The organism is Haloactinopolyspora sp. (assembly GCF_027324685.1).
Taxonomy (GTDB): domain Bacteria; phylum Actinomycetota; class Actinomycetes; order Jiangellales; family Jiangellaceae; genus Haloactinopolyspora.
In genome coordinates this window covers 1-13,046 of the sequence record NZ_DAHVSH010000054.1, presented here as the reverse complement: position 1 = coordinate 13,046, position 13,046 = coordinate 1, and the positions used below count along the sequence as shown (strand labels likewise).

Below are 13,046 nucleotides of genomic sequence, written 5' to 3'. Positions count from 1 at the left end.
TCAGTAGGCGGGCTGCTCCGGGTCGATCTGGCTGACCCATGCGGCCACGCCGCCTCCGACGTGCACGGCATCGGCCATGCCGGCGCCCTTGACCACGGCCAGCGCCTCGGCCGAGCGCTGCCCGGACTTGCAGTGCAGCACGACCTGCTTGTCCTGCGGCAGCTTCTCCAGCGCCGAGCCGTTCAGGAACTCGCCCTTCGGGATCAGCACCGAGCCCGGGATCTTGTTGATCTCGTACTCGTTCGGCTCCCGGACGTCGACGAGGACGAAGTCACGCTCGCCCTGGTCACGCTCGGTCAGCCAATCGCGCAGCTTCTTCACCGAGATGGTGGAGTCGGCGGCGGCCTCGGCTGCTTCGTCGCTGATGGTGCCGCAGAAGGCCTCGTAGTCGATGAGCTCGGTGACGGGCTCAGCCGTCGGGTCCTTGCGGATCTTCAGCGTCGTGTAGCTCGGCTCGAGGGCGTCGTAGACCAGCAGCCGGCCGACCAGCGGGTCGCCGATTCCGGTGATCAGCTTGATCGCCTCGTTGACCATGATCGAGCCGATGGACGCGCACAGCACGCCCAGCACGCCGCCCTCGGCGCACGAGGGCACCATGCCTGGTGGCGGCGGCTCGGGGTACAGGTCGCGGTATTGCGGGCCGTGCTTTTCCCAGAAAACGCTGACCTGGCCCTCGAACCGGTAGATCGACCCCCACACGTACGGCTTGCCCAGCAGCACGGCGGCGTCGTTCACCAGGTAGCGGGTGGCGAAGTTGTCGGTGCCGTCGAGGATGAGGTCGTAGTCGGCGAAGATCTCCAACGCGTTCTCGTTGGTGAGCTGCCCTTCGTGCAGGACGACATCGACGTACGGGTTGACCTCCTTGACGGAGTCACGCGCCGACTGCGCCTTGGACCGGCCGATGTCGGACTGGCCGTGGATGACCTGACGCTGCAGGTTGGACTCGTCGACCTCGTCGAACTCGACGATCCCCAGGGTTCCCACCCCGGCCGCGGCGAGATAGAGCAGCGCCGGGGAACCGAGACCACCCGCGCCGATGATCAGGACCTTCGCGTTCTTGAGACGTTTCTGACCGTCCATTCCGACATCAGGAATGATCAGATGCCTCGAATAGCGGCGAACTTCGTCGACGGTGAGTTCGCTAGCGGGCTCCACCAAGGGCGGCAGGGACACGATCAGCTCCGTGTGAGTGCGTGGCGTCGTTTCTCACTTGGCCCAACCGTGCCACGCCGTTGGTCATTCCCGAATCGAGTGTTCGCTTCCTGGACACGTCGTCTCGCCAATTGGGCCACGGCGCGAGCCGGGTGGACGAGCATCCCGGTGGAACTGCCGGATCAACTCGGCCACCGCGGCCGGGTGCTCCATCATCGCGACGTGCCCGGAGTTCGGCATGGACACCAGACGGGTCCGGGGCCGCGCGCGCCGCCACCGGGTCCGCGCCCACGAGCCGACCAGAGTGTCGCGACCGCCCATCATCACCATCGTCGGGCACAGCATCCGGGTCGCCGCGCCCCAGGCGGACCTGCGCGGCGGCATCGTGTACTGCGCCACGAGCGAGCGCAGTGCCCCCAGGAGGACGTCGCCGGAGTACGGCTGCCGCGTCCACCGGGCCCGCTCCTGCACGGCGAAGTCCAGCTCGTCACGCGGCACGGCTGCCGGATCGGCGAACAACACCGCGGCCAACTGCGCGATCTGGCGCTCCGACGGCACCCCGTGCGCCCGCTCGATGATCCGCTCCCCCAGCCACGGCAGCGCCATGAACGCCGTGGCCTGCGCCGCCCACGGCAGGCGGTACTGGGGCATCGCCGGTGACACCAGGGCCAGCGTGCGCACCAGGTCCGGGCGCCGAGCGGCCACGTAGACGCTGATCATCCCGCCCAGGGAGTTGGCGACCACGTGCACGGGCTCGTCGAACTGCTCCAGCAGCGCGATGACGTCGTCGACGTACCCGGGGACCGTGTGCCGGGTCCCCGGTGGCGAGTCGCCGAAGCCGGGCAGGTCGAGCGCGAACTGCTCGGCGTCGTCGCGAAGTTCACGCATCAGCGCGGTCCAGTTCGACGACGCGCCGCCCAGCCCGTGCACGTACACGATCCGCTCGCCGACCGGCCGCGACGGCCGGCTGTGCCGGACCCACACCGTGCGCCCGGTCGCGAGGTGCCGGTACTCGCCGGACAACGACTCGACGCCTGCCTGGATGAATGTCACAGCCTTGATGCTGGCACAGGTACCGATTCACGCTCCCGGCACCGGGTACGGTCGTGTCGTCGACAAGCAGGAGGTGCACGGTGGCCCGACGTGACGCAAAGCCGGAATTGGACGACGAGTACACCGAGGCTCCGGAGGCCGACCGCCACGAGCAGCAGCGGGGCCTCACCGACGACGCCGGCGGCGACGAGATCGAAGCGGACCTGCCCGACGACGTCGACCCCGCGGATGCGCAGGATCAACAGCTGATCGTCGAGTTCGACGACGACGACTACCGCTGAAGCCGCCGGGCGGCAGCGATACGATCCGGTCACGCAACCGTGAGGAGAACTGTGGCTTCCGCGCCCGACGTACCCGCCCGCGGAGTACGCCTGCCCCGTGATCAACGCCGTGCCCAACTGCTGCGGGCCGCGCGTGAGATCTTCGTGGCTCAGGGCTTTCATGCCGCCGCGATGGACGAGATCGCGGTGCGGGCCGGCGTCAGCAAACCGGTGCTCTATCAGCACTTCCCGAGCAAGCTGGAGCTCTACCTCGCGCTGCTGGACGAGACGAAGGACGATCTGCTCGATCATCTCCACCGGGCACTGGCCTCCACCGACGACAACAAGCTGCGCGTCCAGGCCACGGTCAGCGCCTACTTCGAGTTCGTCGACAACGACTCCGGCGCCTACCGATTGCTGTTCGAGTCCGACCTGCCCAACGAGCCGGCGGTCAAGCTGCGCCTCGATCGGCTCAACGAGCTGTGTTCACAAGAGATCAGCCAGATCATCGCCGAGGACACCGGGCTGCCGCCCGAGGAGTCCACGCTGCTCGCCGTGGGGCTGGTCGGCATCGCGCACGTCACGGCGCGGTATTGGCTCTCCTCCGGCGGGTCGATCCCACGCAGCACGGCGGCCGAGCTGGTGGCGACACTGGGTTGGCGGGGTATCCGGGGCTTCCCCAAGGTCGACGGCTGACGGTCCCGATTACGCTCGGGGCGCACAGAGCATCGACTGCTGCGTCTGCTCGGCTAGCCTGACATCGACGAGATTCGACAGGAAGAGGTGACCGTGGAGGTCAAGATCGGCGTGCACAACGCCCCGCGCGAGCTGTCCCTCGAGACCAGCAAGTCGCCGGAAGAGATCGACGCCATCGTGCGTCAGGCACTCTCCGAGCGCCAGGGCGTGCTGAACCTCACCGACGAGCGGGGGCGCCAGATTCTCGTGCGGACCGAGCACCTCACGTACGTCGAGATCGGCGAGCCGGTCGAGCGTCGCGTGGGCTTCGGTACCGCCTGAGGGTCGCCGCCGCGACGGTCAGGACGACAGCCCCAGCCGGGCCAGACGCTCGGCGTGGTTCATGGTCAGCTGGGTGAACAACTCGCTGAGCTGGGCCAGGTCGAACCCGCTGCCATCGGAGCCGACCACGAGCCCGGCGAGCGCGTCATGGTCGACGGCCACTCGCTGGGCCTGGGCGAGGGCCTCGCCGACCAGGCGGCGGGCCCACAGCACCAGCCGCCCGGCCACTCGCGGGTCGGCGTCCACTGCGTCGCGCACCCGTTGCACGACGAACTCGCTGTGCCCGGCGTCGGCGAGCACCTCGCGCACCAGTTCGCGCGTCACCGGGTCGACGGTCTCGGCGACGGCGCGGTAGAAGTCGGCCGCGATGCCGTCGCCCACGTACGCCTTGACCAACCCCTCCAGCCAGTCCGAGGGCGCGGTGTTGGCGTGGAACCGCTCATAGGCCGGGTAGAACGGCGCCATGGCCTCGTCCGCGGACACGCCGAGTTCGTCGAGGCGATCCCGGATCCGTTCGAAATGGTGGAACTCGGTGACGGCCATGCCCGCCAGGGCGGCCTTGTCGCTGAGGGTGGGGGCCATCCTGGAATCGGCGGCCAACCGGTCGAAGGCGATCAGCTCGCCGACGGCGAGTACCCCGAGCAGTTCGATGACTCCGGCCCGGTAGGACGGGTCGTCAGTGATGGAAGTCGACTCCGGTGGCGTCACGTCGGCCACGATAGACCGTCACAGCACGAGACGTGACGTACACTGGCCCCTGGTAGAAATGGCGTCCGGGCGAACGGGCGCCCCTGGGGACGTCCGGACGTCCAGTGCCGTAGCGCAGGTATGTCGTCGTATGACGCCTCGGGTCAACCCGCAACGAATGAGGCGAGACGCCCTGACGACCTTTACCGACCTGGGAGTTCTTCCCCCCATCGCCGACGCACTCGAACGCGTCGGCATCACCGAGGCCTTCCCGATCCAGGAGATGGCCCTACCCGTCGCGCTCACCGGCAACGATCTCATCGGGCAGGCGCGCACGGGCACCGGCAAGACGCTCGCGTTCGGCATTCCGCTGCTGCAGCGCATCGTCGCTCCGCACGACCGCGACTACGCCGAGGCCACCGAACCGGGAAAACCTCAAGCGCTGGTGGTCACGCCGACGCGTGAGCTGGCCGTTCAGGTCAGCGGCGACCTGCAGAAGGCTTCCACCGTGCGCCACGTCCGCGTGCTGACCGTCTACGGCGGGCGCGCCTACGAACCGCAGCTCGACGCGCTCGCGTCAGGAGTCGACGTCGTGGTCGGCACCCCCGGCCGCCTGCTCGACCTGGCCAACCGCGGTGATCTCGACCTCGGGCACATCAAGGTGCTCGTCCTCGACGAGGCCGACGAGATGCTCGACCTCGGGTTCCTCCCCGACGTCGAGAAGATCATCAGCCAGACCCCGGAGCTGCGCCAGACCATGCTCTTCTCGGCGACCATGCCGGCAGCGGTGGTCAGCCTGGCCCGCCGGTACATGCGCCATCCCTTGAACATCCGGGCCGAGTCGCCGGACGAGACCGCCACCGTTCCCGCGACGGCGCAGTTCGTCTACCGGGCGCACCAGCTCGACAAAGAGGAGATGCTCGCCCGGCTGCTGCAAGCCGAGGGCCGCGGGCTGGCCATGATCTTCAGCCAGACCAAGCGCGCTGCGCAGCGCCTGGCCGACGACCTGCGCGACCGTGGCTTCGCTGCTGCCGCCGTCCATGGCGACCTGGGGCAGGGAGCTCGTGAGCAGGCGCTGCGTGCCTTCCGCAGCGGCAAGATCGACGTTCTGGTGGCCACCGACGTCGCTGCCCGGGGCATCGACGTCGAGGGCGTCACGCACGTCGTCAACCTCACCTGCCCCGATGACGAGAAGACGTACCTGCACCGCATCGGGCGCACCGGCCGGGCCGGCGCCAGCGGCGTGGCGATCACGCTCGTCGACTGGGACGACCTCGCCCGGTGGAAGATGATCAACGACGCGCTCCAGCTGCCGTTCCCGGATCCGGTCGAGACCTACTCCAGCAGCGAGCACTTCTTGACCGACCTCGGTATCCCCGCCGGGGCGAAGGGGACCTTGCCGCGCGCGGAGCGCACTCGCGCCGGCCTCGACGCCGAACGGCTCGAGGACCTCGGCGAAACGGGCAAGTCCAAGGGGCAGCGATCTCGCGGTTCGTCCGGTAACCGGCGGCGTACTGATCGCCACGACGGCGAGGCTCGCCGCCCGCGTAGGCAACGGCGCCCGCGGCAGCGCACACGCGGTGGCAAACCGGTGGATGGCGACGGTGCACAGCAGGATCAGCCGCGGAGTGAGACCTCCCGGTAATCATCAGCGAGGTGTTCCTCGGGGTGGAGACGGCCGACGATCACCGGGAGGTTGTTCCGGGCCGACGCGGTCACAGCCACCCAACCGCGCTGCGGCACCGGAACCGGGAAGTCCGACGAATTCACCAGCCCGCCAGCGTCCCGTGCACGCCATGGTAGACAGCGCTGCGGCATCGCACCATCGTTTCGGCGATTCCGGCGGTTGAGAAAATCAGGTACGCACGACCACGATCGGCGTTCCGACCGGGGTGTGCTCCCACAGCGCCACGGCGTCTTCGAGGTCCTGGCGGATGCAGCCGTCGGAAAGCGGTGTGCCCAACTGGGACAGCGTCTGCACTTCCTCGCCGGTGGCCGTGGCGACGGGGATGTCGTGGAAGCCGATGTTGGAGTTCTCGCCCCGATAGAAGCGGACCATGTACTCCATGGTCTCCGTGCCGTGCCAGCTGACGGCATCGCGCGATTTCGAGAACACCTCGAACGTTCCGGTGGGTAGCTGGTCGAACCGGCTGCCGGACACGAGGTAGGTGCGCACCACCGCGTTCTTGCTGTTGACCAGCCACACCTGTTGAGCGGTGATGTCGAACACGACCCGGTGCCCGGACCCGCTCTTGGCCGGCAGCTCAGCGGTGGCCGCCGGTTTGACGTTCGGGTTGGGCTTGGGCGTGGCGGTGCGTTGCGGCTGCGGCGGGCCGAATCCAGGGCCGGGGCTGCGCAGCGCCTTGGGCGCCGGGGGCGGTTCGCGATCGGCGGAGCGGGAGACGTCGTCGCCGGCGTCGCGGCTGGGCTTGGGCGCCGGAGCGCCGATGAAATTGGAGTCTTCGGGCGCGTTGGCGGTATCGGCCAGTCCGAACGCTCCCGCGGTGACGGCGATGCAGGTCGTAGCCATGATGCGGATGCCTCGCGCCGCGCGCGACCTGCCGGTACGCGTGACGTGCGACCGCGAAGAGACGCCGTAGCGTCCTGGCATTCGCACTCCTTGAACGGATCGACCGTGCCCGTTGACCATGATCACCCTACTGCGGGCATCACGAATCCGCCAGGCCTGCCCAGGACGACCGTACACCGGCGTTCGCGCGGCCGTCCGGGCAGTGCTGGATGTAGTCGCACCATCCGCACAACGGCGACGGCCGGGGCGGGAAGGTCGTGTCGCCGGTGTCGCCGTCGCGGAACGCGGCGTCGGCGCTGCGGCACTCCGCCGCCACGTCGTCGGCTCGGTCGAGGTGGCGGGCCAGGGTCCGCTCGTCGTGGCGCCACGTCACCACCTCGCCCGTGGGCAGGTGATGCAACTCGACGCGGTGGCACGACACCCGCAGCGTGCGGGCCGCCGCGGCAGCATAGACCGCCAGGGCCAGCGACGATCTGGCATCGTCGGTGGTGAGTACGTGGCGGCCGGTCTTGTAATCGACGATGACCAGCTCACCGTCACGCTCGTCGATCCTGTCGACCCGGCCGGTCAACGCCGTGTGGCCGTGCACGGTGCCGACCGTGCGTTCGATCCCGCGCGGTTCGTCGTCGGGATCGAGTTCGGCGACGTAGCGCTGCACCATCGCCGCAGCGCGCTCGCGCCATTGCTGCGACTGCGCTTCGTCGCGGAAGCCTTCGTCCCCCCAGTATTCGTCGACGAGAGAAGGCACCACCGCCACCGTGCGGGCGTCCCGGTCGAGGCGCCACCAGGCCGCGAGCACGTTGTGGATCGCGCCGCCCACCGTGTTGTGCGCCCAGGGCGGGCGCTTCGGCGGCGCGGGCCGGTCGAGGTAAGCGAACCGGTACCGGCGCGGGCAGTCCAGCCAGGTGGTCAATCGGGTCGGGGTGGCGCTGTAGAGCCGTCGCGGCATGCCGTCGAGAATGGGCGCACTCACAGGGGTCACCCTCGCCTCCGCCTCGTGCCGACGACCACGGTGGTGCCATCGTCGTCGCTCGTCACCCGCGTCGCCAGCCCGCCCCGAGCCATCAGGTCGGCGGCGTGCGACGCCTGCTGGCGACTGGTCTCGACCAGTAGGTGTCCGCCGGTGGCCAGCCACCGGCCGGCCTCCGCGGCCGCCCGGCGCAGGACGTCGAGACCGTCGGCGCCGCCGTCCAGGGCCACCAGGGCTTCGTGCACGCGCGCCTCCGGCGGCATCAGCGCGATCTCGGCACTGGGCACGTACGGCACATTGGCCAGCAGGAGGTCGACGCGCCCGAGCAACGTCGCCGGCAACGCAGCGAAGAGGTCACCTTCGTAGACCTGGCCTGAGTAGGCGGCCACGTTGCGTCGAGCGCACCGGACCGCCACCGGGTCGACGTCAGCGGCGTGCAGGTCGATCTCACCGAGCGCCGCGGCCACAGCGACGCCGAGCGCACCGGATCCGCAGCACAGGTCGACGACCACCGCGGCGCGGCCGGGACCGGCACGAGCCAGTCTCGTGGCCTCGTGGACCAGGAGCTCACTGCGCCGGCGCGGCACGAAGACGCCGGGGTCGACGTCGATGTGCAGGCCGGCGAACTCCGCCCAGCCGAGAACATGCTCGAGCGGGACGCCGTCGACGCGCCGGCGCACCATGGACTCCAGCGCATCCGGCGTGGGTGCGGCAGCCTGGAGCAAGCTCGCCTCCTGCTCGGCGAACACGCAGCCCGCCGTCCGCAGGCGGGCAGCCAGCTCCGTCGTCATCGCGGCACCCCGGCGGCCAGGCTGCGCAGCCGGTCCCACTGCTCCGGGTCGGTGGTGTTGACGCCGAGGTCGTGGCCGACCTTGCCGGTGCCGTGGTAGTCGCTCGCGCCGGTCACGACGAGGTCCAGCTCGACGGCGAGGGCGCGCAGGTCGCGCCGGGCGATCCGGTCGTGGTTCTGGTGATCGACCTCGATACCGTCCAGCCCCGCGGCGCGTAGGTCGGCGATGGCGGACGGACGCAGCACCCGCCGGGAACCACGCCCCCAGGGGTGGGCCAGCACACACACCCCGCCGGCCGCGTGCACCAGATCGATGGCGGTGGTGGTGGGCGGGGCGTACTTGCTCGCGAAGCCCGCGCGGCCCTCGGACAGATACGAGGCGAAGGCCTCTTCGCGGTCGGCGACGTACCCGAGGGCGATCATGGCGTCCGCGACGTGCGGACGGCCCACCGACGAGGCACCCTGCGCATGGGCCAGGATGTCGTCGACGTCGAGCGGATAGCCGGCGGCCGTGAGCGCGGCGGCGATGCGTTCCAACCGGGTCCACCGGTCCGAGCGGATCCGGCCGAGCTCGGCCTGCAGTCCCGGGTGGGCGGCGTCGACGAGGTAGGCCAGCAGGTGCACTCCCCGGCCGCGCAGCTCGGTGGAGATCTCCAGCCCCGGCACCACCTCCACACCGCAGGTGGCGCCGGCCTCGAGCGCCTCGGCCCAGCCGAGCGTGGTGTCGTGGTCGGTCAACGCGACGACGTCCAGGCCGGCTCGCTCGGCGGCATGCACCAGCTCGGCCGGGGTGTCGGTGCCGTCGGAGACGTTGCTGTGGGTGTGCAGGTCGATGCGCACTCAGCGATCGTAGCCCGGCGTGTTCCAGCGCGTGATCACTGCGGTGGCGCGCTCCCAGCCGAGGACGGACACCGTGGCGGTGTCCAGGCGTAGCCGGGCGGCGCCGGCGACGGCCAACCCGATCCAGCGTGCGGCCACCACCCGCAGGATGTGGCCGTGGCCCACGATCAACGCGCGCGTGGACGCAGTCGAGCGCACCCGGGCCACGAGGCGATCGGCCCGCGCACCCACGTCATCGGGTTGTTCACCGCCTGGCGTGCCGTCGGTCCACAGCGACCATTGCGGGTCGGTCTCGTGGATTCGAGCGGTCGTGATGCCCTCGTAGTCGCCGTAGTCCCATTCCCGGGCGTCGTCGTCGAGCTCCGGCGTGGGCACCTCGGCCAGGGTGGCCGTCGCCGTCGCGCGCTGCAGCGGACTGCACAACACGAGATCGAAGGCCACCGCCGCCAGCCGGGGGCGCAGAGATCGCGCAGCGTCCTCACCGGCCGGGGTCAGCGGCACATCGGTACGACCGGTGTGCCGCCCGTCGCGGCTCCACTCGGTCTCGCCATGGCGCACGAGCCACAGCTCGGGGCCGGTCACGACGCCGCACCGGAGCTCAACCGCAACGGCAGGCCGTGCGGATGCGGCCGGCCCAGCTCGGTCGTGCTCGCCTGGCCGGCGTCGTAGGTCGTGAGGGTCAAGACGATGTCCGCGGCGCGGCTGAGGTCGGCCGGCTCCATGCTGGCGTGGGCGAGCGGCATGCGTTCGGCCGCCGCGGCGATGACGCTCTCGGATTCGCGACGCGCCACGGGGTCGAGGTACTGCCACACGACCGAGTGCCACACGACCGTCAGCACGTCGTCGTCGACCGATTCGGCCAGTCGCTCGCGCAACCACGGGCTCACCTCGGACCGGTCCACGCGTACCGGCCATCGGGCGGCGACGTCGAGCGCGCCCTCCAGGCGGCGGTACCGCTCGACGTTGTCGGGCCAGACGAACGATTTCAGTCGCAGCCGACCGGCCGGGGTGGTCGGGTCGACGGGTTCCAGGTCACATCCGCGCCGGGCGACGATCTCGATAGGGCGGGCTTCCACGGTGGCGTCGACGTCGAAACACACCGGTGACTCCGCTGGTCCCCACGACCACCCGGGGCCCTCGAACCGGTACCGGTCGATCAGCAGGTTGAGACCCGCACTGGCGCCGACCTCCAACAACCGGATCCGGGTCAGCCCGGTCTGCGCCGCGGCCCGGAACAGCGCGACGAGCAGCGCCACCGAGCGCCCCACCTCGTTGGTCTGTGGGACCACGGCCAGATCGGCGCGGATGTCGTCGGCGAAGGCCTCGATGACGCTGCGGGCGACCGGCCAGACGTCGTCCGGGGCGCGCGTGCCGCCGAGGTTGCGGTAGTACGCGACGAGCGAAGGCGCCCGGCCGGTGAGGACCAGCCGGTGCAGGCTGCCGAGGAAACGCAGCGACACGAGGTCGGATTCGGTGGCTTCGTCCCATCCCGCACAGATGGTGCGCACCACCCCACCGGCCGCCCAATCGTCAGCCATCGCGCGGGTGAGCGCGGCGTACAGCGGCGCCCCCATCCGGTCGGACATCTCGGCGTGGCGTCGAAACCGGTCGGCCAGGTCGACCGTCGGCGTTGACGTCACGGCGTCGTGCGGTCGGAGCGCAAGGACAAGTGCGCCAACAGGTTGCGGGCGGCCTCGGCATGCTGGTGCTGGCAGTAGATCTCGTACCGGCTGGCGACGGTCACGCTCTTGGAAGTGAAATCGCGCTGCCCACCGGTCAGCCAGTACCCGACGAGGGCGAAGATCGCCATGAAGATCGCGCCCCAGACCACGCTGAACACGATGATCTGCAGCCAGCCCTCGTTGGTGAACAGTCCCAGCAACAATCCGACGAACAACCCCAGCCAGGCCCCCGACGCAAGCCCGCCCAGTGCTGCCTTACCCCAGGTCAGCCGACCTGTCACCCGCTCGACCTGGCGCAGGTCGCTACCCACGATGGCCAAGTGCTCGACGGGAAACTTCTCGTCAGCCAGATAGTCCACGGCTCGTTGCGCAGCCGGGTAGTCGTCGTACGTCCCGACAACGAGGCCGGTTGGCAGGCCGGGAACCGGACTGACCATGGCACACCTCCCACGTCACCTTGAGCGTACTTCAGCTGACTGCTGCCGTGAGCCAATCGGGCAGAGTCTGCGCGGTGGAAACGCCGAGCGCCAGCACCAGAGCACGGTGCGTCTTCGGCTCGAAGGGTTCGATGAGCAGGCGCATGCCGGCCTCGGACGGCGTCCGGTCGGCCTTGCGCTGGTTACACGACACGCAGGCGGCCACGGTGTTCAGCCAACTACGCGCGGCGCCCCCGCGCGAGGTCGGCACGAGGTGATCGATGGAGGCGGCGCGCTCGCCGCAGTACGCGCACCGGCGCCCGTCCCGTTCGAGCACACCGCTGCGCGACCATGGCACCTTGCGCCGGTACGGGACTCGCACGAAGCGCAGCAACCGCACCACCAGCGGCGTGGGCAGCTCGCGGGTGGCCGACCGGATGAGTTTCGCGGAGTCGGCGTGCTCCATGACCGCCTTCTCGGTGAGCACGAGGACCACGGCCCGCTTGACCGACACCACGGAGAGCGGCTCGTAGGAGGCATTGAGGACCAGCGTGTTCACTCGCACGCCTCCTTTCGTGCCCGCTTCGCACGGCCTGTGCCGACTCTAGTGTCGTTCATCGGAGCAGCACACCGAATTCCCGGCTACGGTGCGCCACACGTCCACCACCCGATCGTGGATCAACTCGACGACGTCACGCAGCGGCAACCCCGCGTACTCCCCGGCGAGAATCGGGGGCCCGACCCGCAGCCGGACGGTCGGACGACGCACGATGGACGTCAGCGCGCCGCCCAGGGTGCGTGCCGTGGAGCCGGAGCCGATACGACGGGCGTCGTGATGTGCCACGGGCACCACCGGGACACCGGTCTCGCTGGCCAACCGCCCCACGCCGAAGTGGAACCGGCGCGGTGAGCCGTCCTCGGTGGCTGACACGTCGCCTTCGGGGTAGATGCCCACGACTTCACCACGGCCGAGCGCTTCGCGTGCCGCGCGAAGCGCCGCGGCACCGGCCTGGCGCCCGCCCACCTCGATCATGCCCGCCTGTCGGGCCAGCGGTCCGATGAGCGGGTTCTCGAACACCATCGAGGACGCCATGAACCGGATGTGTGCGTGGTCAACGTCACACGACGCCCGGCCGCAGGGAATGCTGGGCCGCAGTCCGGCGCGGTGCAGCGTGGCCAGGACCGGTGGAACGTCGGCGATGGTCGTGTGATTGACGGCCACGATGGCCGGGCCTTGTGCCGGTAGGTGGTGCAACCCGTCCGCGCGAACCCGGCCGAACAGGCTGGTGAGCCCCACGGCAACCGAACCCACTAGTTCCACAATGGATGATTATGACGCACACCGGCGTCCAGGCAGCGCAGCTACTCCGCCGGAAGGTCTTCGACGTCGAGCAACTCGTCGTCGGTCGGCGGCTGAATCTCGACCGGCTCGCCGAAGTCGGTGAAGGTCAGGATCCCTTTCCCGGCCGAGGCGCCCTTCTCTTCGAAGCGCAGCGGCAGGGGTTCGCCGATAGCGGCCACCCACAGCGTCGCGCCGGTCTCCGGGAACAGCAGGCCGACGGCCAGGCGTCCGTCCACTTCGGCGACGCCGGTCATCTCCGATGGTGCGCCGGCGCCGAGGACCGCCTGGGCGAACGTGGCGCCGTCGG

General features: G+C 69.9%; 16 protein-coding genes and 1 pseudogene. 4 read left to right on the top strand and 13 right to left on the bottom strand.

Annotated features, from left to right (window positions below):
• Together moeZ and M6444_RS06835 are read right to left on the bottom strand one after the other, a co-directional pair.
• Positions 1-1,173, bottom strand: coding sequence for an adenylyltransferase/sulfurtransferase MoeZ (gene moeZ / locus M6444_RS06840; RefSeq protein ID WP_298324657.1), 1,173 nt, complete (start codon positions 1,171-1,173; stop codon positions 1-3).
• 63 nt (positions 1,174-1,236) lie between these two features.
• Positions 1,237-2,205 carry an alpha/beta hydrolase gene (locus tag M6444_RS06835; protein WP_298324655.1) on the bottom strand — a complete coding sequence of 323 codons (969 nt, stop codon included), beginning with the start codon at positions 2,203-2,205 and terminating at the stop codon, positions 1,237-1,239.
• Between the two features lie 80 nt (positions 2,206-2,285).
• Here M6444_RS06835 and M6444_RS06830 point away from each other — a divergent pair, with 80 nt between their 5' ends.
• The 3 genes from M6444_RS06830 (at position 2,286) to M6444_RS06820 (ending at position 3,482) form a co-directional block, all read left to right on the top strand.
• Positions 2,286-2,486, top strand: coding sequence for a hypothetical protein (locus tag M6444_RS06830; RefSeq protein ID WP_298324652.1), 201 nt, complete (start codon positions 2,286-2,288; stop codon positions 2,484-2,486).
• Positions 2,487-2,537: 51 nt separating this feature from the next.
• Entirely contained in the window at positions 2,538-3,161 is a 624-nt protein-coding gene (locus M6444_RS06825) for a TetR/AcrR family transcriptional regulator (RefSeq protein ID WP_298324649.1), read from the top strand.
• 93 nt (positions 3,162-3,254) lie between these two features.
• Positions 3,255-3,482, top strand: coding sequence for a DUF3107 domain-containing protein (locus M6444_RS06820; RefSeq protein WP_298324647.1), 228 nt, complete (start codon positions 3,255-3,257; stop codon positions 3,480-3,482).
• An 18-nt stretch (positions 3,483-3,500) separates the two neighbouring features.
• Here M6444_RS06820 and M6444_RS06815 read toward each other — a convergent pair whose 3' ends face one another.
• A complete protein-coding gene (locus tag M6444_RS06815) occupies positions 3,501-4,190 on the bottom strand; it encodes a ferritin-like fold-containing protein (protein WP_298324644.1) in 690 nt (229 codons plus the stop codon).
• A gap of 130 nt (positions 4,191-4,320) precedes the next feature.
• Here M6444_RS06815 and M6444_RS06810 point away from each other — a divergent pair, with 130 nt between their 5' ends.
• A complete protein-coding gene (locus tag M6444_RS06810) occupies positions 4,321-5,814 on the top strand; it encodes a DEAD/DEAH box helicase (RefSeq protein ID WP_363326268.1) in 1,494 nt (497 codons plus the stop codon).
• Between the two features lie 210 nt (positions 5,815-6,024).
• On the opposite strand, the gene M6444_RS06805 is transcribed toward M6444_RS06810, so the two are convergent.
• The 10 genes and pseudogenes from M6444_RS06805 to M6444_RS06760 all read right to left on the bottom strand — a co-directional run.
• Entirely contained in the window at positions 6,025-6,699 is a 675-nt protein-coding gene (locus M6444_RS06805) for a L,D-transpeptidase (protein WP_298324638.1), read from the bottom strand.
• 139 nt (positions 6,700-6,838) lie between these two features.
• A complete protein-coding gene (locus M6444_RS06800) occupies positions 6,839-7,672 on the bottom strand; it encodes a PD-(D/E)XK nuclease family protein (RefSeq protein WP_298324635.1) in 834 nt (277 codons plus the stop codon).
• A gap of 5 nt (positions 7,673-7,677) precedes the next feature.
• On the bottom strand, positions 7,678-8,460 hold the full coding sequence (locus M6444_RS06795) for a putative protein N(5)-glutamine methyltransferase (protein WP_298324632.1): 783 nt from the start codon (positions 8,458-8,460) through the stop codon (positions 7,678-7,680).
• Positions 8,457-9,299 carry a PHP domain-containing protein gene (locus M6444_RS06790; protein WP_298324630.1) on the bottom strand — a complete coding sequence of 281 codons (843 nt, stop codon included), beginning with the start codon at positions 9,297-9,299 and terminating at the stop codon, positions 8,457-8,459. The genes M6444_RS06795 and M6444_RS06790 overlap by 4 nt, the downstream gene beginning before the upstream one ends.
• Positions 9,300-9,881 carry a histidine phosphatase family protein gene (locus M6444_RS06785; protein WP_298324627.1) on the bottom strand — a complete coding sequence of 194 codons (582 nt, stop codon included), beginning with the start codon at positions 9,879-9,881 and terminating at the stop codon, positions 9,300-9,302.
• Positions 9,878-10,939 (bottom strand): DUF2332 domain-containing protein, encoded by a 1,062-nt coding sequence (locus M6444_RS06780; protein WP_298324623.1) that lies wholly within the window; start codon positions 10,937-10,939, stop codon positions 9,878-9,880. Before M6444_RS06780 ends, M6444_RS06785 begins: the two co-directional genes overlap by 4 nt.
• Positions 10,936-11,418, bottom strand: coding sequence for a general stress protein (locus tag M6444_RS06775; RefSeq protein ID WP_298324620.1), 483 nt, complete (start codon positions 11,416-11,418; stop codon positions 10,936-10,938). Before M6444_RS06775 ends, M6444_RS06780 begins: the two co-directional genes overlap by 4 nt.
• Before the next feature lie 31 nt (positions 11,419-11,449).
• On the bottom strand, positions 11,450-11,962 hold the full coding sequence (locus M6444_RS06770) for an HNH endonuclease (RefSeq protein ID WP_363326267.1): 513 nt from the start codon (positions 11,960-11,962) through the stop codon (positions 11,450-11,452).
• Between the two features lie 39 nt (positions 11,963-12,001).
• Positions 12,002-12,718 (bottom strand): lysophospholipid acyltransferase family protein, encoded by a 717-nt coding sequence (locus M6444_RS06765; protein ID WP_298324614.1) that lies wholly within the window; start codon positions 12,716-12,718, stop codon positions 12,002-12,004.
• 41 nt (positions 12,719-12,759) lie between these two features.
• Positions 12,760-13,046: pseudogene (locus tag M6444_RS06760) on the bottom strand (hypothetical protein); the annotation flags it as partial.